Here is a 20700-nt window from a genome sequence, read left to right as displayed (position 1 = left end):
TCCGGGAAAAGAACAATTCCAACGCAAGCTGGAAAGCCGCGCGTTACAGAAAGCCACGATGAGAGTGCTTGCGGTTGATGACGAGCCAGGCATTCTGGAATTGCTTCAGGCAGCCCTGTCAGAGGTCGAAAACTGTGACATTCTAGTGGCCAGCTCTGCCGACGAAGCGCTGCAGACGATCCAGTCGTGTGATGCCGCGTTCGATTGCTTTCTGTTGGATATCCAAATGCCCGGCACCAATGGCATCGAGTTGTTGCGCCGTATTCGCAGCATTCCCGAGCACGCGGATACACCTGCGATCATGCTGACTGCAATGAGCGACAGAAGATATGTTGAAGAAGCCTTTTTGGTGGGTGCTTTCGACTATATCACCAAACCCTTTGACTTTTTCGAGTTGCGCAGCCGCATGAACGCGGCCCATCATTTGATGCAGGAGCGGATCAAAGCGCGCAGGACGTCGGCCTCTGTCAAAAATCTCCGCGAGGAGTTGGACTATAGCCAGCAATTCAGCTTTGAAGACCCACTTTCGATCGACGGGCTGCGTCGTTTCTTGCGGTATGTAGAATTCGACAACTATGTCGAGCAGCTTTCGAGGGGGCGTCTGTTTGAATCCTGCGCCGTCGCGATTAAGCTGCAGGATGCAGAATTTCGCTTTGACCTGAACGATTTCGGAGCTTTTCGACGCGCGATAACCGACTTGGGACGCAGCGTGGAGTTGGCCACCAAAGAGGCTGAATCGGTATTTTCCTACAGGGGGAGTGGCGTTTTTCTTGTTGTCGCGCATGGGCGCGACCGCGCAGCCATGCTTCCAAAGGAAGACCAGCTTAACTCTGTTTTTGCTGAGGTTCTCAGCGATAGAGGCGGGGTAGGGTCCATGAGGGCCGTTATAGGCGCACCAGTTTCGATGCGCTCGATCTCTAAGGCCGGAGCCTTCGCAGCAATGAACAGCGCGGTTGAGAATGTTAACGGCCGCGAGCAGGCTTATAGAAAAGGTTTCGACGCTGAGCCTCTGTTTCATTGCGAGGCCGCAGGATCGCGCAAAGTGAAGTCTCATAAGAGGCTATTCGATACAGTGCTGCGCGAGATGTACGGAAACCAAACCTATTTGGCGCGAAAGTAACACGCCAACACAGATGGTCCCGTGATCGTCAGGCTCATGCTGGCGCTTTCTCGGCGTTCAAAATCAAAGGACCGCTCGTGCGCATTGTAAATGTCAGGATCGGTTCAGGAATTTGAACGTCGGACAAAGAAAAGTGAATGCGCCGTAGTACCGAAGCCATCAAGATCATGATCTCTGTTTCGGCATATTGAGCGCCGATGCAAATTCGCGGCCCTGCTCCGAACGGGATATATTGCCCTCGCGGAGGAGGTGCGCCAAGAAATCGGTTCGGACGATATTGCGAGGGTTCGTCCCACAGCTTTTCATTCCGGTGCAGCGAGTAGACCGGGAAAAACAGCGCGTCCCCTTTTTCGATTTTGACATCCTTGAATTCGATCGCGTCGGATGCATCTCGGGCAAAGAGGGCCGCCGAAGGGTACAGCCGCAGGGTTTCCTTGATGTGGGCCCGTAGTAACGGCAGGTGCTCGAGATGCGAAAACTCCAGCTTTCCTTGGGGGCATACAGATCGGATTTCCTGGCGTATTCGGTTTTGCATATCGGGGTTCAATGCCAGCAGGTAGTACCCCCATGCCAGCGCGTTGGCCGAAGTTTCGTGGCCGGCAACAACAAAGGTCAACAGGTTGTCGACCGTTGTTTCGGCGTCCTCAAAATCCGACTTGAGCGCATCAATCATCAGATCAAGAAAATCTTCAGGTTCGTCACGGTTTTCAGACCGACGCAATTCAATAACTTGCCGCGCCAAATCCCGCATGTCAGTGACCGGAGCCTTGCTGCTGAGCCACTTTTTCCGCGGTAGCCACTTGGGAAACCCAAGCAGGTCAAACAGGGAAAGATCCGAAATATAGTTGAAGTAAGCGATTAGCCCGACGCGGATTTGATCAGCGCTGACTTCTTCATTTCCTGAGAAGATGACCCTTGAAATATTGGTCAGTGTTGACGCAGGGGCTATTTGCGCGACGTCGACCGGGCCTTCGTTTTCTGCAATGGACTCCGCCACTTCAATGCCAGTTTCAGCGAAGTGCCGGGACAGAACCGGCAGGTTTCTTGCCGCAAACAAAGGAGAGTACCTGTGTCGCTGTTTGCGCCATTTTTCACCCTCAGAAAGGATCAGACCGTTGCCCACCGCTGATCCGATGATGTCTTTCGTGAACTTTGCCTTCGGAAAAGACCGGCCTTTGCCGACAAGAAGCTCTGTGACCATTTCCGGGTCGCAGATGTAGTGGATGTTCAGCGGTCCACGAACATAAGTCTGCCGCAATGTCTCGGCCGGAATGACTTCAAGCATATTGCGGCCAGCCGATTTTGCGAACTGAAGCAACGTCACGGGCTTTTCTGCGAGGTTGGCAGAAACCGGCGTGACGTCGAATTGTTTCGTTTTCCTCTTTCCAATGGCGTTCAAGGCGCTGCCCCTCTTTGCTTTTCGCCGGTCTACAGGTTCATTTACGTGGAAAAAGTGTAAATAAGCAATGAGTTCGTGGATGCAGAGCCAATTGATTGACCTACTTTCTGGAAACAATGCGGTCAGATTTCGATGGGCTTGGATTTTAGGCAATGCGACAATTGATAGCCTGGCGAAAGAAAGTCGCCAAACTGTGAACCTATTTCCGACCAACTGCGTCCTCATTGTTTAGCTAGAAGTTGCCAAGAGGCAAAGCAATGAAGACGACGGGATGACGGTCATCGAAGCAACGCAACAGGTCCGGGACCCAGGGGAGCCTAAAGATCAGTTGCTACAAAACATTAAAGACTACACTGCCATGAGCTTTGCGCTGTTGTGGCAGCGGCAGGCGATTTTTCTGGCCACCACAATTCTCACTGGTTTCTTCTTCGAGCCCCTCAATGCCATTTTGTTCTACGGTACGATCCTGATCTGTGAAGCGCAGGACTTGTACCTTGCAAAACGAGTTGCCCGCCTGAACCCGGATGAACGCAAAGCCATAGCCATGATGGTTGCGTGGATACTGCTGAATACGATCCTGAGTTCCACCGCAATTTGTCTGTATGCCGTTTCGGTCGCGCTTGAACAGCCGACGGGCGGTCATTTTACCCCATTGTTCTTCCTGTTTGCGGCGGCGCTTTTTGCTGCAATGAACAACCACCAATTCGTTTGGGCGATGATTGTTCGTCTTGCCATGTACGGGGTCTCGTTCATGGTGATTGTCGTAAAGGATATATGGGTCGAACAACCCGATCTTTCGTCCGATTTGTGGCTGCATTTTTTCACAGTCGTGTTCGTGATGTACTTTCTGATCGACTGCTCACTGGTGTTTTTAAAGCTGTACCGGAAAAACTTGGAGCAGCTCGAAAAGTTGAAAGAAGAACATGAGCGTACAAAAGCGGCCTACGTTGCAAAGACTCAGTTCATTTCCACGGTTAGCCATGAACTGCGGACGCCCCTGACGTCAATCAAGGGGTCATTGGATCTGATAAATTCCGGCGCGATGGGTGAAGTTCCCGAGAAAATGCAGAACCTTATCGAGCTGGCGAGCAAGAACAGCGAGCGGCTGTCGTCTTTGATCAACGACGTTCTGGACATCCAGAAAATGGAAGCCGGTGAGATGGTCATTCGCAAGACGGCAATCGACGTTCGTCCGCTGGTTCAAGAGGCGATCGCCTGCAACCTCGGATTTGCCAGCGCGCACAACGTCGAGATTGTGGAGGATGAGCAAGAGGATCAGGACCTGATGATAAGGGGCGACGCCTCGCGGCTCATGCAGGTTTTGACCAACATGATATCCAATGCCGCCAAGTTCTCGTTTGAAGGCGGAACAGTGACCGTTGGGTTCAAGAGGATCGGACCGCGTGTTCGCATTTTCGTAAAGGACCAAGGTGTTGGTATTCCTGCCGGCTGCCGGGACAAGGTATTCGACCGGTTTTCACAAATTGACTCGTCGGACGAACGCCACGCCGGAGGCACCGGCCTTGGGATGAACATCTCTAAGGAGATTGTCGAACAGTTCGGCGGAACGATAGACTATTACAGCACAGTTGGCGTCGGCACTGAGTTTTTTGTTGAATTCCCCATCTTTGAGGGCGGAAGCGGTTCGATTGCGCGTGCGCTTACCGGAAAATCCAACGCGGCTTGATCAAGCTCATCGGCTGATTGAGGCGCTGCTTGTCGGTTTTCACGTCGAACTTGGCGTCGTCGCGAAACGAAATTCGGATTGGACTTCCCCGAAGGGCAGATTAAACTTTGCAGGCTGTTCATTAATAAGGCAGGTCCATGGGAACCGATTATGCTGTTATCGGGGGTGGCGTTGTGGGCCTCTCGGTGGCGTGGGGGCTGCTAAAACGTGGGCGTAGTGTTGCGGTTCTCGACGGGGATGATGGGTCTTTCCGTGCGAGCCGTGGAAATTTTGGCCTGGTTTGCGTGCAGGGCAAGGGGTTAAAGCAACCCCGATACGCACGTTGGTCTCAGCGCTCGGCGGCACTTTGGCCCGATTTTGCCGGTGAACTTGGCGATGCCGCGGGGCTCGACCTTCGGCTCGAGCAACGCGGAGGGTTCGACTTCCATTTCTCTGAGCAGACACTTGAGGCGACAGTTCGGGACTACGAACATATTCGCAGCGCGCTGGACGGCGATTACCCGTTCGAGGTCATGGGGCACAATGCGCTGCGTAAGGAAGAACCGCATATCGGCCCAAAGGTCATCGGCGCCATACTCCATCATCAGGACGGTCATGTTAATCCCTTGAAGCTGTTGAAGGCGCTGGCGATCGATGTGCGCCAGTTGGGTGGGCAGGTCATGACGGGGCGAACGGTTGTTGACGTCGACAAGCCTGGCTCTTTCCTGATCACATGCGAGGACGGAGAGGTTTTTGAGTCTGACAAGGTTGTCTTGGCCGCGGGTCTTGGCGCTGCGCAGCTTGGACCCAAAATGGGATTTTCCGCGCCTGTGCGCCCAGAGAGGGGGCAGGTGCTGATCACGGAAAAGCTGCCTCGGATCATCAATCGTCCGTCGATCATTGCCAGGCAGGTGGATGAAGGCGGAATACAGATAGGCGCTACTAACGAACAAACGGGTCTTGATGATCGCGTGACGCGGCGTGGCCTGTCAGGGTTGGCGGCCGAGGCAATTGCCGCGTATCCGATCCTCGCGTGCGCGCAGCTTGTCCGAAGCTGGGGCGCGTTGCGGGTTCTGACCCCGGATGGATTGCCGATCTACCAGCAAAGCGCCAAGATGCCCGGTGCGTTTCTTGCGACATGCCATAGCGGCATCACGTTGGCTGCGGCCCACGCGCGGCTGTTGCCTGACTGGTTTGACGGAACGGCATCTGCCCCTGATCTGGAGGTGTTTGGTGAAGCCCGTTTTTCTTGAGTCTGAACAAGCTGCACAGGCTGTCGTATTCGTAGATGAGGTCGAGCTGACCTTGCCGGAAGGAATGAACCTCGCCGCGGCGCTGTTGTGCGCTGGCATAGATGTGTTTCGGCGAACCCCGGTCTCTGGCTCTCCGCGCGGTCCGTTTTGCATGATGGGCGCTTGTTATGAGTGCTTGGTGGAAATTGATGGCGTCACGCGCCAAGCCTGCATGAGCGAAGTAGCCGATGGCCTGCGGATCACCTTGCCCGGACTAGTGAGGTCCAATGCCCGAATTTGATCTGGCTATCGTCGGCGCTGGTCCTGCGGGAATGGCCGCCGCAGCGCAGGCTGCCGAGTTTGGATTGCGGGTTGCCATTCTTGATGAACAGCCCCGCGCAGGTGGGCAGATTTACCGCGATGTCGAGCGGGCTTCGGAAATTCGCCGCAACATACTTGGGCCGGATTACACCTGTGGCGCAGCTCTTGCCGCCGGGTTGCACGTTGCCGGTATTGAACACATTCGGGCGGCGACGGTCTGGGCCATAGAAGGCGGCTTTGAGCTCTCGTACACGCAGTCTGGCCGCGCCGCTACACTTCGTGCGCCGAAGGTTCTGCTGGCAACCGGTGCGTTGGAGCGACCCATGCCATTGCCCGGATGGACTTTGCCCGGAGTGATGACGGCAGGGGCGGGGCAAATCCTTCTGAAACAATCCGGGGTGTTGGTTCAAAATGCGGTTTTGGTTGGAAACGGGCCGTTGTTGTACCTGGTTGCAGCTCAGATGGTCCGCGCGGGAACGCCGCCTGTCGCATTGATAGAGACCCGAACCGCAATGCGTAACGCGCTTCGGCACAGCTTGGGTGCGTTGCGCGGGTGGCGGTATCTGGTCAAGGGCGTCGGCCTGCTGAACCAGCTGCGCCGGGCACGTGTTCCGTGCTATACAAACGCTTCCGACATTTCCATCGTGGGCAGTGATCGGGCCGAAGCTGTGCGTTTCCGACACAGGGGACGACACTTCAACATCGGTTGCGAAATGGTGCTCTTGCATCACGGGGTGGTTCCCAACACGCAGGCCGCGCGCTCAGTCGGAATCGCCCATAGTTGGGATGTCCAGCAGCGCTGTTTTCGGCCCCATATCGATATGTGGGGGGAAAGCACCGTATCAGGAATTTACATTGCCGGTGACGGCGCGGGGATCAGCGGCGCAAAAGCCGCAGAACTGACCGGGCGCCTTGCAGCGCTTAGGCTTGCCGAGCAGATGCAACGATTGTCTGCGACGGAAAGGGACAGGCTGGCTCAGCCCTTGCGTCGTGCACTTGATCTTGAGACTGCAGTGCGTCCGTTTCTGGATACAGCATACCCCCAAAGCGCACAGGCGTTGTCGCCGGATGACAGCACTATCATCTGCCGGTGCGAAGAGATCACGGCAGAGGACATTCGGTCCTACGCGCGTTTGGGGTGCCTTGGGCCAAACCAGGTAAAAGCGTTCGGGCGCGCTGGAATGGGGCCGTGTCAGGGCCGGTTTTGCGGTTTGACGGTCACGGAACTTCTGTCTCAGGCAAACGGGGTCTCGCAGGATCAGACTGGCTATTTCAGGATCAGACCGCCTTTGAAACCCGTCACTCTGGGCGAGTTGGCTGCGATGCAGGACGATGCCGATTGATACCGCCGCGCCGTGTTTTTCGTCCTAGTCGAGAAGCCGAATAATAGTCCCGTCAGAAAACGGTATATCGGATAGACCCGGTGGGTAGGTGATGTTCGGATGCTAGTGGCTCCAGCGAATTTAGTTGAAAGGCCAATGATCACCGGAACCCTAGCGAATGAACGGCTCGCTCAGGAAGGGGGGTGCCGAAGCGGTCTGTTTACTGATCAACGAATGTGATGACTACCAGTCCGCGCGCTCATAGCTGTCCGTGTCGATACAGGAAATCTGGGTATCGTGGCTGCTGAGAACCTCCTCTGTCATGACGTCTGTGTCCTCGGCCTCCTTTTGACTCGTTTGATCCATATCCCAAGCAAGGCATGAGTCCTGCATTGTATCGGGGGCCAGAGACAAGGGTTCCATTTCGTCTGGCATCATGCCCTTCGCCAAGCCATTGGTTTGCCCAACTTCCAGCGAGAACGAGTTGACAGACGTCACTTGCGCGCCATTAAATCCCTTATCTGAAACAATTATTTCCGCGTTTATTGTCCCTTCAAATCCCGGCGGGGGTGAGATTTCCAGCAGGTTCAAATCCCACCCTTGCAAGTCAACTGCCCCACCATCCGACAAAGCCGTGTCATCGCCGCTGATGATGAGAGTCTGAGCCGGTAAACCGTCAATCGACGCGAACCCTTGGTCGCTTGTGTCCTGCAAGTCGATGCCAAGCTCAAATGTGCCGTTTGCTTCGACCGAAGTGTCAAGATCGGCGCGAACCATTTCTCGGCCCTCAGTGTCCGGGCCTTCCCATTCAAGTTTCAGACCGGCGCGGCCGTAATTCTCGAAGTACCGAACTTCGATTTAATATGTTCCGGGGTCCAGTTCAACCTCGACCGTGCGTGTGCGAAAAGAATGTAAGCCATCATTATTTATAACTTTCTCACCGTTGATGAGCACTTCGACGCCGTCGTCACCCCCTGCAAAAAAGGTATAGTCACCGCCTTCTTCGACCGAGATTTTTCCGGTGAGCCGCGCCCCGAACGTATCTTTCGAGCCACCCTCCCAAAAGGATCCGTGACCATTTTCAAAATTGATTTCGGGCACAAGCTCCTGATGCGTCGGCTCGCCGTCCCAGTTGATGTCATTCAGCTTGGTCAACCTGTGATCTACGTCGAAATAGCTGGCCCGAAAGCCACCGACCAGCTCGGCGCTCGGAAGGTTGAGGTGGGCGGGGTGAACGTCAAAGGTAAGTGTCTGAAGTGCATCAAGGCCGCCGCTTTCGCCACCGTTCATGGAATAGTGAAGCTCTGCTTCGATGGTGCCAGTGAAATCCGAGGGCGGAGAAATTACCAGCAAGTCTCCTTGCCAACCTGTCAGTTCAACGGATCCCCCTGCGTCCGCGACGGTAACCTCAGGGCCAGCCTCCACGATGGTTCCTTCGGGCAAGTTCTTAAGACTAAAACGGGAATCTTCTGATAAATCCAAGGCTCCGGGGTCAACGTCGAAGGTTATGGGCATGCCGGACACTGTCTGGGCCTCGGCGAGTTCCGGGGCAGAAACCAGTTCGCGCCCATCAATACCTGGCCCTTCCAGCTCTAATTGCAGACCGTGGCGGCCGGGGTGTTCAACATACCTCAGTTCAATAGCATGCGTGCCCGGTTCAAGCTCAATCTCACCCGAACGGTTCTTCAAACCTCTCACCCCATCGCTTTCGATGACATTCACGCCGTCGACCCAAAGACTCGCGCTTTTGCTACCGTCCAGAAAAAACGAGAAAGTTCCGCCTTCTTCGATCTGAATATTCCCTGTGACCTCAATGCCGGACAGGTTTTTCGGTCCACCTTGCCCGGCTGAGTGCTCGCCACGTTCAAAGCTGACGTCGGGTTTAAGCTCTTGATGAAAAGGAAGCCCATTCCAATCAATATCATCAAGGTCGGTTGGGCGGGCATCAATGTCGAAATACTTGGTGCGAAACCCGGTCGAGAATGACATTTCAGCCATGTCAGCCACGTTTACGGAAAAGCTTTGGGTTTCGCTGAGGCCTTCGTTGTCAATGACCGTTACGTCAACACTGATCGTATCGCCTTCTTCGTGATTCAGCGCCATTTCAGGTTTGAGGCGCAACTGGCCGCCGGAAACTTCAAACCTGCTATCGGATACCTCGAACCGATGTGTGTCTCCTTCGTCGGGATCGTCAAAACTGATTTGCCCGACTATGGCACCCTTGATGTTCTCGGCGACAGTCTGTGTTGCGGCTGTCAACGAGATGTTGTCGACCAGGGCATCCAAACTGTCATTCTGGTCGCTGGCTTCACGAAGCTCCAGCTTGTCTTGCCCGGTTCCGACAACTCGGAGCTGGAATGCTTCCCAATCGGTGGATTGCGGATTCAGCTCGGCGATAAGGTTTCCGTTCCAATACACTTCGATTGGATCGGTTCCGTCGGCAAGGCGTTCGCGCAGATCAAGGCCAAGGTCGTATAGCTGGCCTTTGTCGGTTGTGATGGTTTGCGAAACGCTGTCGAGCCCACGTTCATTGTCCAACTCAATGAAATTGGTGCCTTCCGAAGCCTCGGCACTTTGAAAATTGTTCCGAACTTCAATCCCGTGGGCATTTTCCAAGCGCTGGCTTCATTGCCCGCGGAAACGCCCAAGCCTCCGTTATCCGCCTCAAAATCTTCAAAGCCACCGTTCTTTATCAGGTTTTCAGTGGCGTTATTGAGGCTCAACCCCGTCGGGGCTTCGTTTACATCCAGAACACTAACCGAAAAGCGTTCTGTCAGGCTAAGGCCATCTTCATCGGTGACCGTCACATCTATATCAATTTGTTCGCTATTCTCGAAGTTTAGCGCAACGCCGGGTTTAAGTCGGAGTTGGCCGTCAGCGACCTCAAAACGATCATCGGATACTGCAAATCTATGGGTGTCGCTTTCGTTAGGATCAATGACTGTAATTGTCCCGACCACAGCACCCGAGGTGTTCTCTGCGACCGTGGTACCATCAATCGCGACCGAGTCCGGTGCGACATTGACTTCGTCCTCGGCAGAAGAGGCATCGCTGGTTGGACTCTTTTCAGAAAGATGAGGAGCGCCCGCCAAAGGAACCTCCGCCTTAGGAGCATCCACTAGACTGGCCGTGGTTTGGGGCGTTTCCTGCGAGATTGGCGGAAGTTCACTGTTGGAGGTTGCCATGGGGTCGGGGTCTTGCGACTGCGTGCTTACTGGGCTTTGGCCGCTGGCAAAAGGCCTACCAACCAAAGGGTCTGTCTGGTCGGTTGTTGTTTCCACGGTGTTTTGCGTCGGTTGGTCGCCGGTGGAATTGTATCCTAGCTCACTCGGGGAACCTTCCATACGCTCGCGGTCTTCCAGCCTACCGGAAACAAATTCGCCAGTGTGCAAGGTGCTTCGGGTCGGATCGTCGCTATATTCCGCACCGGTTTTGCTGGCCCTAGACGCTATCTCCAGTTTCTCGTCCTGATCCGACTTCAATGACTGCGTGTGATACTCAAGACCATTCTTGAAACCGCTCATGACCCGCCCCTTGCGTTGTGCACCGATTCCTTGATCGGTAGCACGCCAAAGGACGAAAGGTGTGATCTAAGTATCTAAAATTTAAATGTATTATCTGTTCTCTGGGGGGCGGAGTTTACGCTTTCTAAATCAACGAAAGCCAGCTTTGGCACAGAAGCCAAACAAGTGAGCATCACAATGGAAACGAGCGGATTCGCAGGCCAACGTTCATCGTCTCAGGTGAGCGTCCCCGTGTGGGCAGCATCGCTTACTTTGAACATTCTGTCGCTTGTGATGCCTATTTCCGTTTTGTTGATATTCGACAGGATCATCCCGTTTCAATCAATCGAAACCCTGCGAATTTTGACCATTGCGCTGGTGGTATGCGCGGGGCTCGAGCTGATTTTGCGTCAGAGCAGGGCAGTTCTCTTGTCGGCTGCGGCAGAAGAAGCAGCCATTGCAAATCACCAACACTTCCTAACTAAAGTGCTGTCTGCAAATACCGCAGCTTTTTCTAAACAGCCCGCAAGCACCTTTGCTGAGAGACATGCCGCAATTGGTCAGCTTCGGGATCATCAAGCGGGGCAGCGGCAGGTTCTAGCTATTGACCTTCCTTTTACTGTTTTATTCGCAATCATGATTGGCCTGATCGGAGGCTGGCTTGTTCTTGTGCCGCTTTCCGTTTTCTGTGCCGTGATTGTCTTTTCGCTTGTGATGAAGCGCGCCCAGTGGGGTTTGTTTCGACAGCGGAAGTCATTGGATACAAAGCGGTATTCTTTTCTTTTTGAGATTCTTTCCAACATTCCGACGGTTAAGGCCAACAGGATGGAACCTCAGATGGCCCGACGTTTTGAGATGCTGGAGGATCAGACCGTCAACATCAGTAGGAAACTCATTCAGTTCTCGGGGTTTTCACAAAGTTTTGGCGCGACGATCGCGCAGGCGTCCGTTGTGGCAACGGGGCTGATGGGAGCCTACCTGGTCATCCTGACCCATATTGGGGTGGCAGAGTTGGCGGCATGTATGCTGTTGAACGGTCGCATTACTCAACCTCTGACGAAGATTATGGCGCTTTGGGTTCAGGCCGAGAGTGTTGCCATAGCCAATAGTCGGGTGGACGAAATGGAAAAACTTGAACAGTTGTGTGGGGCTGGCGACGACACTCGCGCGCTTACAGGTGAAATAACCGTTTCCAACTTGTCCCTGAAGCGACAAGGCGAAGAAGGCCGATCATTGTCGGAGGTGAATTTCAGAGTTTCCAGGTCTGAGACCCTTCTGGTTAAGGCAGAGGAAAGTTGGATGGTGGACGCTTTTTTTGATGCGGTCTCCGGCCAACAAAACCCAGACAAGGGTGAGATCCTGATCGATGGGTTATCGGCTTCACAGCGGGCGCACCAAAAAGGGCAGTCGGCTCTGGTCGTGCTTGAAACCGAACCCGCAATCTTTTCGGGCACACTGTTGGAAAATCTGAGCGCATTCGGTGATGCGGAAATGACCGAGCGAGCGAAAAACGTAGCCGCAGCACTAGGGTTGGAGAAGCGTATCCATCGCCTTCCAATGGGATACAACACAAGGCTCAGTTCGGGCGGCGCCTTCGAGAAGAACCCGGTTAACAGACAGTTGATCGCTCTGACACGGGCCTTGGCGATACGTCCGCGAATATTGCTGCTGAACGAGCCGACCTCTGTTCTGGACACGCCCGAACGTCAGGCGCTTGCCGACTACCTGGCGTCTATGCCTGACCGACCCACAATCATCATGGTCAGCCCTGACCCTCGGATGATGCGATTGGGTAGTCAATCCATCCGGTTGCGTGCGGAAAACAAAGATGAACTGGCAGCTTGGGCGGCCGATGCTGCATCTGAGCGAGCCGAAGCTGAACTACTGTTCAAGGGGGTAGCATGACCGTTGTAAATACGCTGATCGCGAGTCAACTGCTGCACCAGTTGCTGATCTCTGTTGGGTGGAGAAACAGCAAATCGACACTCAGCGAAGCATTGCCTCATCTGTCCGAGGATCTGAGCCTTGAGGATATCTGTGGCGCCCTTCAAAATCTGAAATTACCATTCTCGACCAAGAGATGCCGTGAACGGGAAATCACGGATCAGGACTGTCCCGCCTTGGTTATTTCTGACGACGGTTCCTGCTATTTGGCGTTGCGCAGGGTTGGCGCATATCTGCAGGTAAGTGAGAGTCAAAACCCTGATCTGCGGTATATGGGGCCGGGGGGCAATCTCTGTACGGTCATTCGCATCGACCGCGCTGTCGGAGGACACGCGGAACAGCAGCCAGAGACCGTCCAGAATGCGTTTCAAGAGTTGCGGCCCATGATGCCCTGGCTGCTGTCTTCTTCGTTCTTGTCAAATATTTTGGGCCTGTTGCCCCCTTTGTTGATCATGGCAATCTATGACAAGGTCATCCCTGCTGGATCCGCCAATCTGCTTATCTCACTGACCATAGGCGCGGTGCTTGTCGTGGTCGCAGATGTTGCATTTAGACACGCGCGTACCAAGGCGCTGGCCTATATCGGTTGGCGCGGCGAACGTCAGTTGATGATCGCGCTGTTTCGCAAGTTGATGGTTTTGCCTCTGGCTCAATTGCAAAAGTCCGAAGTCACTCAACAGCTTTCGCGGTTCCGGCAGTTTGAGGCTTTGCGAGACCTCTTTACAGGTCAGGTCATGACGGCCCTGCTTGATCTGCCATTCGTTGTAATTTTCTTTCTGGTATTGCTTTATTTGGCACCACCAGTGGCGTTTTTGTCGTTGGGGCTTGCCGTGTTTCTAGGGCTGCTTGGCTTTGTCACGATACCGCTGCAACAACGGCTGGATCGCGACTCTGCTGTGGCAGTGGCTGCCAGTCAGTCAGCAATTCAAGATGCTATTTTTCATCAGCGGGCTCTTGTTAACCTGGGTATGGCGCACCGTTGGGCGCAACGCAGCCAGCCGTTGGTTGAAGCAGCCGAAGGCGCCGTGCGGCGGGCGCGGCAATTTCAAGCTTTTTGTCAATCACTTGCACAATCGGTTACTGCGTTGGCCATTACAGGTGCTATTATCCTGTGCGCGCATGGGGCGATCAATGGAAGCCTGAGCTTCGGTGCTCTGATTGCTTCTATTGCACTCGTTTCCAAAGTCCTGATGCCGCTCCAGTCTCTGTATTCCAGTTTTCCGCAGGTGCTGGCGTACAGAAACAGCCGCGATCAGGCCAATCGCGTGCTTGCTCTGCACGAGGAAATGGAGCTTGGCCTTGAAAAGACTCACCTGAAAACCTTGACCAGCGCGATTGGTTTCTCGTCTGTAACCTTTCGACCTGACCCCTTGAGTGCGCCGGTCCTGTCGCAAGTCAGCTTTGACTGTGCGCCGGGCGAAATCGTCCTGATCATGAGCAGCGACGCCGCTAGTCGTACTGCCGTCCTTGATCTTATCCACGGCCTTCAATCTCCCTTGGCCGGGTCTATTGAGCATGACGGCATCGACAATCGCCAGATCGCCAAGGATGAATTGCGCAAGTCCGTTTCCTACTCGATCAGTGATGATTCACTATTTTACGGAACTATCGCCCAAAACCTCCGGCTGGCTGACATTGGCGCAAGCGATCCTGAAATTGAGGCGTCGTTGACGAAAATGGGTCTGTCTTGTGAGGCCGAGCATTTTTCGGATGGGATCAATACGCGGCTGACGGACGCGGTTCTTGCTCGAATGTCGGACGAGACGCTTAAATCCCTTACGATTGCGCGCAGCATTCTGCGGCGTTCTTCGGTGCACTTGTTTTCAGAGCCCACGAATGGCTTGTCTGACCACAAACGTGAACGTTTCAAAGAGTGGGTTCGCGCCCAGAGGGGGCATAGAACCGTTGTGATTTCGACGGCTGATCGCTCATTCATCCAAATCGCCGACCGCTTCATCTACCTGAACGGCGACCGGGTTGCCGTGAATGCGACCGGTGAGGTTGGGCGCAAGAAGCTACAAGCAGTGTTAAAAACGCTCGGGGGACAGTCGTGATGCCTTTTCTCAAAAAGAACTCCAAAACAGGATCATCGGTCCAGGCTGCACGCAGGCACCGCGTAAAACGCCCGAGGTTTGCAGCGTTTCTGGCGCTGACAATTTCGGGATTGGTCTGCAGTCTGGTTGTCCTTGCGGGGTGGACCAACGTTCCACAAATTACACGTGCCCCTGGTACGATCATGCCGTTTGGTGAATATCCAAAAATCGAAACAATGCATGGCGGGATCGTAAGTGAAGTTTATGTGCACAACGGTCAAATCGTCGAAGCCGGAGATGCGTTGGTCCAGTTAGATCATCCCGACCTCACGCAAGAGCGTGACGTGAGCGCTGCGCAACTCTCTGCTGTTGAGCAAGAATTGCTCAACGCCAACACGATCCTGAGTGTCTTGAACGGTTCCGAAAATCTGAAAGAGGCGGATTTTGCGGCGCTTGAGCAAGAAGGCATGTTTATGGCGTCCGCGAAATTGAGGCTCTATTCCGAAAGTCAGAAGATCCACAAAGTCTCGGTTCAGCGGCAAGGGGAAATGTTGGAAATACTGAAAGCCGCTGCCGTCTCCGCGCAGCAGCGACTCGCCAAAAAAGAAGAGGGTTTGGTGCGATATGCAAAGTTGCAGGCGCAAGGGCTGAAGTCGCTGAGTGACTTTCTTGAGGAGGAAGATGAAGTCGACGTTGTGCGCGCCGTCGCTTCGGACGCGCAAGTCCGTCTGGCTGAAGCGCACAGCGCGCGGGTCCTGGCCGAGGCATCCATGAAGCAGGAGACGCTGGCGCTACATGATGAAATGCTGAGCCGTATTTCCGAGTTGGAGCGTGAGCGGCGCCAACTGCAAATCTCTCTTGAGATAGTGAACGCAAAGTTGGACGACATGCGCATTGTTGCGCCTACACGAGGCATCGTTCAGGCGGTGGTTTATCCCAATCCTGGTGAAGTCATAGCGCCAGGCGAAACGCTTTTTGAACTTTTGCCGACCCGAAACGAACTTGTCGTCGAAGCTCGCATCCCGAATTCTGAGGTGGGTCATGTCAAAACCGATCAACCCGTTTCAATCAGCGTAGACACCTATGATGCACGTCGTTTTGGCAAAGCCGAGGGGCGTTTGAAATCTGTGTACCCGGTGCCGTTGACGGACGAGAAAACAGGTGAAACCTACTTTCGAGCTTCAATTGTCTTGGACAACTCCAAGGTGGGTAAAGGCGGTTTGGCACGTCCCTTGCAAGCAGGAATGACAGTCGTTGCTGAAATGACAACCGGCGAGCAGACGATGCTTGCTTACCTGTTGAAACCTGTCCAACTGACCATGGATCGTGCATTCAATGAAAGGTAGCCTGGTTCTGGGGTGAGCATCGAATTTCGTACGACAGGCATGGTCGTCAACATCAAGGCCAGGGGATGCCCCTCCCGTTATTGTAAAGGGCGCTTCAGGCTTTGCTTGCGCCGGGCACCCAAAAGCTATCTTGTTGCAGTCAGAGTCTCGTCGAGAGGTTGCTGTCGAATGTCCAAGTCCGAGAGGTCTGAAACCCGATTGCTTGTTCTGGTTGCGCCAAGTTTCAATATGGCCGCAACCATGGAGTTCATTGATCCCTTTCGTGCAGCGAACTATCTGGACGGAAAGCAATATTTCAGGTGGGAGTTCGTTTCAGAAGCGGGCGGTTATTGCGTTTCCAGCAACGGAGCGGGCATCAATACGCTTGCCTTGGATCAGGTGGTTACCAGGGAATTCGACGTGGTTATCGTTTCGTCCAGTTGGACGCCTGTGAAACACGTGACCGCAAGGATCGGAAATGCTCTGCGACACTGGGCGCGCGGTGGTGCCATATTGGGCGCGTTGGATACGGGTGCGTTCATCCTTGCGCAGGCCGGGCTTCTCAAGGGTAAGAGAGCGACGGTACATTACGAGCATATCGACGCCTTTCAGGAACTGTTTCCTGACGTGGCGGTCGTTGAAAACCTGTTCGTCCTTGATGGCAATCGCGTGACGTGTTGCGGAGGTACCGCGACCGTCGATTTCGCACTGCAAATCCTGCTGAATATTCACGGCAGCGCCCTGGCGAATGCAGCCGCAAGGTATGTTTTTCATGACAGGTTGAGGGGGGCGGCGGATTTGCAGCAGCCCGAAGTCAACGAACCCTTGGGCACAACCATTCCGGCAAAGCTGCGAGCGGCGATCCAGACGATGGAAGCTAATCTGGAAGAACCGTTATCGGTTCCTCAGATCAGCAAGGCAGCCGGCCTTTCACAGCGTCAACTTGACCGATTGTTTGCGACGTACATTAAGAAGACACCGGCTCTTTATTACCGGGACATAAGACTGGATCGGGCGCGGGGGTTGGTCACGCAGACTGATATGCCGATCGCCGAGGTCGCCGTGGCGTCCGGTTTTTCGAGCCTCGTCCATTTCAGCCGCTCATATAAAGAACGGTTTGGGTTGTCCCCAAGTCAGGACAGGATCGAAGGTCGTGTGCCGTTTGAGTTTCGTGCCTGGCCCATGTATCGCAAGCCTCAAGTCGGGTAAGTTAACTTTTGCAATATGGCGTGAATTGTTAAACTGACGGCGAGAAAAGTTAAGCCGATCGTCGGATTTCAGCGGATCATACACTCTACCATTCTGTCACCGGGTCCACGTTCGGCCCAGTTTGTGGAGTTGCCGATGAGTGAGCTTCCCTCCAAAGAACAATTCGCCCGAATTTCCGATGGGTTCAGCCCTGACCCTTTCAACACCAGCTCATTGAAGGCCGAAGCCTACGTTGATCCGGCCTGGCACCGGGTGGATTTGAACGAAATCCTCGCCAAGACGTGGCAATGGGTGTGCCATGTCGAAAAGCTGCGGACACCGGGGTCTTTTGTGACGGTTGAGATTGCGAACCGCCCGATTGCCGTCGTTCGCGACCGCGAGGGGACGCTCCGTGCTTTCTATAATGTGTGCAAACATCGTGCGCACCACCTGTTGTCTGGCGAGGGCGAGACCACTCGGATCATGTGCCCGTACCATGCGTGGGTTTACAAGCTGGACGGACAGCTTGTCCGCGCTCCGGAAACCGAAAACCTGACAGGTTTCAGCACGTCGGACATCTGTCTGGATCAGGTTCAGGTCGAGGAATTCGCGGGCTTCGTGTTTGTGAACCTCGATAACGAGGCGCGTCCTCTGACCGAAGTTTCGGGCGATCTACAGACCGAGATACGCCACTGGGCACCGGATATCGAAGACCTGACATTTGGGCACCGGCTGACCTATGACATCAAGTCGAACTGGAAGAATGTCGTCGACAACTTTCTGGAATGTTACCACTGCCCGACTGCCCACAAGGATTTCTGCGATCTGGTCGATATGGACACCTACAAGGTGACGACCTACGGCATTTATTCCAGCCATATGGCCGAAGCCGGTAAAAGCAGCAACACCGCCTATGACGTGTCCAACGCAACCGTGCGGACGCACGCGGTTTGGTGGCTGTGGCCCACGACCTGCCTGATGCGGTATCCTGGGCGATCGTCCATGATCGTGCTGAACATCATCCCAATTGGCCCGGATCGGACGCTGGAAACCTATGATTTCTATTTGGAAACACCCCAGCCTGACGAGGCCGAGTTAGAGGCGATCCGCTATCTGGATGAGGTTCTGCAACGCGAAGACATCGACATCGTTGAAAGCGTCCAGCGTGGGATGAGCACTCCGGCCTTCACGCAGGGCCGTATCGTTCACGACCCCAGCGGTTCGGGTAAGTCGGAACATGCCGTTCACCACTTTCATGGCTTGGTGCTTGATGCTTATGCGAAGGCCGCGCCGTGAACAGGCCCAACATCGTTGTGATCATGGCCGATCAGTTGGCGCCCCATTTTTGCGGTGCATACGGCCACCCAACGGTGAAAACTCCGCATATTGATGCGTTGGCGCAGCGCGGTATGCGGTTTGATGCGGCCTACTGCAACTCGCCGCTTTGCGCTCCGTCGCGCTTTGCTTTCATGTCCGGGCAACTGATCAGCCGGATTGCGGCCTATGACAATGCCAGCGAGTTTCGCGCCTCGGTCCCGACCTTTGCGCATTACCTTATGTCGCTGGGATACAGGACGTGTCTGTCCGGTAAGATGCATTTTGTCGGACCAGACCAGAAGCACGGGTTTCAGGATCGGGTCACGACCGACATCTACCCCGCCGATTTTGCCTGGACGCCGGACTGGGAAGCACCGGACGAGCGGATCGACAAATGGTATCACAACATGCAGACGGTCAAGGAAAGTGGCGAGGCAATCGCAACCTTCCAGACGGACTACGATGACGAGGTTGAGTTCGCGGCCCGCCGTTGGCTGATCGCCCGCGGGCGAGAGCGCGCAGGCGGGGATGACGCGCCCTTTTGTCTGGTGGCCAGCTTCATTCATCCTCATGACCCCTATGTTGCAAAGCCAGAGTGGTGGAACCTGTATTCCGACGCCGATGTGCCGATGCCGGAGTTTACGCTCAATCCGGACGAACAGGACCCGTTCTCGCGCCGCGTGATGGACGGGATCGAGGCAAGCTATTTCCCTCTGACCCAAGAGGAAATCCAACGGGCACGCCGCGCGTATTTGGCAAATGTCAGCTATTTCGACAGCAAGGTCGAGGCAATGGTGCGCGCGCTGAAGGATATTGGTGAGTTGGACAATACGCTGGTTGTCGTGACTGCGGATCACGGTGACATGCTGGGGGAACGAGGTCTGTGGTACAAAATGAACTTCTTTGAACACTCGGCCCGCGTTCCGTTGATCATGGCCGGACCGGGCGTTGTTCAGGGTGTGGCTGGCAATGCCTGTTCACTTGTGGACCTGCTGCCAACCTTCGTGGACCTTGCCGGTGGAACGCCGGACATGTTCGGAGAGCCCGTGGACGGCCGGTCGCTGTTACCTCTTGCGCGAGGAGAGCATGACCCGGTGGACGAAGCCATTGGCGAATACTGCGCCGAGATGACGCCATACCCGGTTTTCATGATCCGAAGAGGGACGCTGAAATACATTCATTGCGACCCGGACCCACCGCAGCTTTATGATCTGGCGCAGGATCCGCACGAAAAGACCAACGTGGCCGCTGATCCTGCCTATGCGTCGCTTGCCAAGCAATTCGCGGACGAGGTTGCAGAGCGTTGGGATAGCGAGAGACTGCGCGCCGACGTGATCGCCACGCAGAAATCTCGTCGTGCCCTTCATGCGGCGATGGAGGCGGGGGCGGGCGAGACATGGGATTACAATCCGCCGCGCGATGCCTCGCAGGAATATGTGCGCAATCACATGGATTGGACCGTGGCCGCCAAGCGGTATCGGTATCCGCCGTTGAAGGAGAACTCTGAATGATGCTCAAGGGGAAAACCGCATTGGTCACAGGCGGGCGTGGCGGTATCGGCCGAGCGATCGTGGCGCGTTTCCTGCGGGAAGGTGCGCGGGTCTATGCCGCTGACTTGACGCCAGAGGGGTCGCTTGCTGCCCATGATGACGATGGCAGCATCTTTGTTAAGCTCGACGTCACGCAAGAGGCCGACGTGGTTGCGGCGATGGCGCAAGTCGGGCGCGAGGCGGGGCAGCTAGATGTGCTTGTCAACGCGGCCGGTATCGAGATCGAAAAGACCATAGAACAGACAACGCTTGAGGAGTGGAACCTCTCGTTCGCGGTGAATGTGACAGGGACTTTTCTGGCCGCCAAGCACGCGCTGCCGCTGTTGCGCAAGGCAGCCCAAGGGGCAACTGCCTCGATCATCAATTTCGGCAGCTATGACGGGTTTATCGCGGACCCCGGCCTTGCCGCATATTGCGCAACCAAAGGGGCGGTACATGCGCTGACAAAGGCGATGGCTTGCGATCACGGACCCGAAGGAATTCGCGTCAACGCAATATGTCCGGGTTATGTTGATACGCCCATGCTGCAAAGTTTCTTTGCGGGCGAAGGGTCCGGCGGGGGCGGTCAGTCCATTGACCACTTGCAGCAGGCCGTTCGGGACGTTCACCCCATGCGCAGTTACGGCACGCCCGAAGATATCGCCAATCTGGTTAACTGGCTGGCGTCGGACGAGGCGCGCTATGCCAGCGGTCAACTTTGGGTTTTAGACGGAGGGCTGAGCGCGCAGGTTCAGCAGATGAAACTATGAGCAAACCAAGCGTCGTGGCCAGTGCGTTCTC

16 protein-coding genes are annotated in these 20700 nt (G+C 55.0%); 12 read left to right on the top strand and 4 right to left on the bottom strand.

What is annotated here, in order from left to right:
• Nucleotides 1–58: 58 nt before the first annotated feature.
• Nucleotides 59–1120, top strand: a complete 1062-nt coding sequence (locus tag ACR0LH_RS06945) for a response regulator (protein ID WP_480720243.1) — start codon at nucleotides 59–61, stop codon at nucleotides 1118–1120.
• A 34-nt stretch (nucleotides 1121–1154) separates the two neighbouring features.
• Here the strand turns inward: ACR0LH_RS06945 and ACR0LH_RS06940 are convergent, their stop codons facing one another.
• Entirely contained in the window at nucleotides 1155–2519 is a 1365-nt protein-coding gene (locus ACR0LH_RS06940; protein WP_480720241.1) for a cytochrome P450, read from the bottom strand.
• 358 nt (nucleotides 2520–2877) lie between these two features.
• Between ACR0LH_RS06940 and ACR0LH_RS06935 the strand changes: the two genes are divergently transcribed.
• The 4 genes from ACR0LH_RS06935 to ACR0LH_RS06920 all read left to right on the top strand — a co-directional run bounded on the left by ACR0LH_RS06935 (nucleotide 2878) and on the right by ACR0LH_RS06920 (nucleotide 7081).
• The gene (locus ACR0LH_RS06935) at nucleotides 2878–4206 is read left to right on the top strand and encodes a sensor histidine kinase (protein WP_480720239.1); all 1329 of its coding nucleotides are present in this window, start codon (nucleotides 2878–2880) and stop codon (nucleotides 4204–4206) included.
• A 137-nt stretch (nucleotides 4207–4343) separates the two neighbouring features.
• The gene (locus tag ACR0LH_RS06930) at nucleotides 4344–5438 is read left to right on the top strand and encodes an NAD(P)/FAD-dependent oxidoreductase (RefSeq protein ID WP_480720238.1); all 1095 of its coding nucleotides are present in this window, start codon (nucleotides 4344–4346) and stop codon (nucleotides 5436–5438) included.
• A complete protein-coding gene (locus ACR0LH_RS06925; protein ID WP_480720237.1) occupies nucleotides 5419–5718 on the top strand; it encodes a (2Fe-2S)-binding protein in 300 nt (99 codons plus the stop codon). The genes ACR0LH_RS06930 and ACR0LH_RS06925 overlap by 20 nt, the downstream gene beginning before the upstream one ends.
• The gene (locus tag ACR0LH_RS06920; RefSeq protein WP_480720235.1) at nucleotides 5705–7081 is read left to right on the top strand and encodes an FAD/NAD(P)-dependent oxidoreductase; all 1377 of its coding nucleotides are present in this window, start codon (nucleotides 5705–5707) and stop codon (nucleotides 7079–7081) included. The genes ACR0LH_RS06925 and ACR0LH_RS06920 overlap by 14 nt, the downstream gene beginning before the upstream one ends.
• 222 nt (nucleotides 7082–7303) lie before the next feature.
• On the opposite strand, the gene ACR0LH_RS06915 is transcribed toward ACR0LH_RS06920, so the two are convergent.
• The 3 genes from ACR0LH_RS06915 to ACR0LH_RS06905 form a co-directional block, all read right to left on the bottom strand.
• On the bottom strand, nucleotides 7304–7837 hold the full coding sequence (locus tag ACR0LH_RS06915) for a hypothetical protein (protein ID WP_480720233.1): 534 nt from the start codon (nucleotides 7835–7837) through the stop codon (nucleotides 7304–7306).
• 81 nt (nucleotides 7838–7918) lie between these two features.
• The gene (locus ACR0LH_RS06910; RefSeq protein ID WP_480720693.1) at nucleotides 7919–9049 is read right to left on the bottom strand and encodes a PA14 domain-containing protein; all 1131 of its coding nucleotides are present in this window, start codon (nucleotides 9047–9049) and stop codon (nucleotides 7919–7921) included.
• Between the two features lie 395 nt (nucleotides 9050–9444).
• Nucleotides 9445–10584 (bottom strand): hypothetical protein, encoded by a 1140-nt coding sequence (locus ACR0LH_RS06905; RefSeq protein WP_480720231.1) that lies wholly within the window; start codon nucleotides 10582–10584, stop codon nucleotides 9445–9447.
• A gap of 177 nt (nucleotides 10585–10761) precedes the next feature.
• Between ACR0LH_RS06905 and ACR0LH_RS06900 the strand changes: the two genes are divergently transcribed.
• The 7 genes from ACR0LH_RS06900 (at nucleotide 10762) to ACR0LH_RS06870 (ending at nucleotide 20669) form a co-directional block, all read left to right on the top strand.
• On the top strand, nucleotides 10762–12468 hold the full coding sequence (locus tag ACR0LH_RS06900) for an ABC transporter transmembrane domain-containing protein (protein ID WP_480720230.1): 1707 nt from the start codon (nucleotides 10762–10764) through the stop codon (nucleotides 12466–12468).
• Nucleotides 12465–14561: an ABC transporter transmembrane domain-containing protein gene (locus ACR0LH_RS06895; protein WP_480720229.1), complete on the top strand. Its 2097-nt coding sequence runs from the start codon at nucleotides 12465–12467 to the stop codon at nucleotides 14559–14561. The genes ACR0LH_RS06900 and ACR0LH_RS06895 overlap by 4 nt, the downstream gene beginning before the upstream one ends.
• Nucleotides 14561–15886 carry an HlyD family type I secretion periplasmic adaptor subunit gene (locus tag ACR0LH_RS06890; RefSeq protein ID WP_480720228.1) on the top strand — a complete coding sequence of 442 codons (1326 nt, stop codon included), beginning with the start codon at nucleotides 14561–14563 and terminating at the stop codon, nucleotides 15884–15886. The genes ACR0LH_RS06895 and ACR0LH_RS06890 overlap by 1 nt, the downstream gene beginning before the upstream one ends.
• A 168-nt stretch (nucleotides 15887–16054) precedes the next feature.
• Complete coding sequence (locus ACR0LH_RS06885) at nucleotides 16055–17074, top strand: GlxA family transcriptional regulator (RefSeq protein WP_480720227.1); 1020 nt, start codon at nucleotides 16055–16057, stop codon at nucleotides 17072–17074.
• A 135-nt stretch (nucleotides 17075–17209) separates the two neighbouring features.
• Nucleotides 17210–18349, top strand: coding sequence for an aromatic ring-hydroxylating oxygenase subunit alpha (locus tag ACR0LH_RS06880; protein ID WP_480720226.1), 1140 nt, complete (start codon nucleotides 17210–17212; stop codon nucleotides 18347–18349).
• Complete coding sequence (gene betC, locus ACR0LH_RS06875) at nucleotides 18346–19881, top strand: choline-sulfatase (RefSeq protein ID WP_480720225.1); 1536 nt, start codon at nucleotides 18346–18348, stop codon at nucleotides 19879–19881. Before ACR0LH_RS06880 ends, betC begins: the two co-directional genes overlap by 4 nt.
• Complete coding sequence (locus ACR0LH_RS06870) at nucleotides 19878–20669, top strand: SDR family NAD(P)-dependent oxidoreductase (RefSeq protein ID WP_480720224.1); 792 nt, start codon at nucleotides 19878–19880, stop codon at nucleotides 20667–20669. Before betC ends, ACR0LH_RS06870 begins: the two co-directional genes overlap by 4 nt.
• The last annotated feature ends 31 nt before the right edge of the window (nucleotides 20670–20700 follow it).

This window comes from Ruegeria sp. CL6, assembly GCF_056536465.1.
This window is presented reverse-complemented; position numbering and strand designations above follow the sequence as displayed.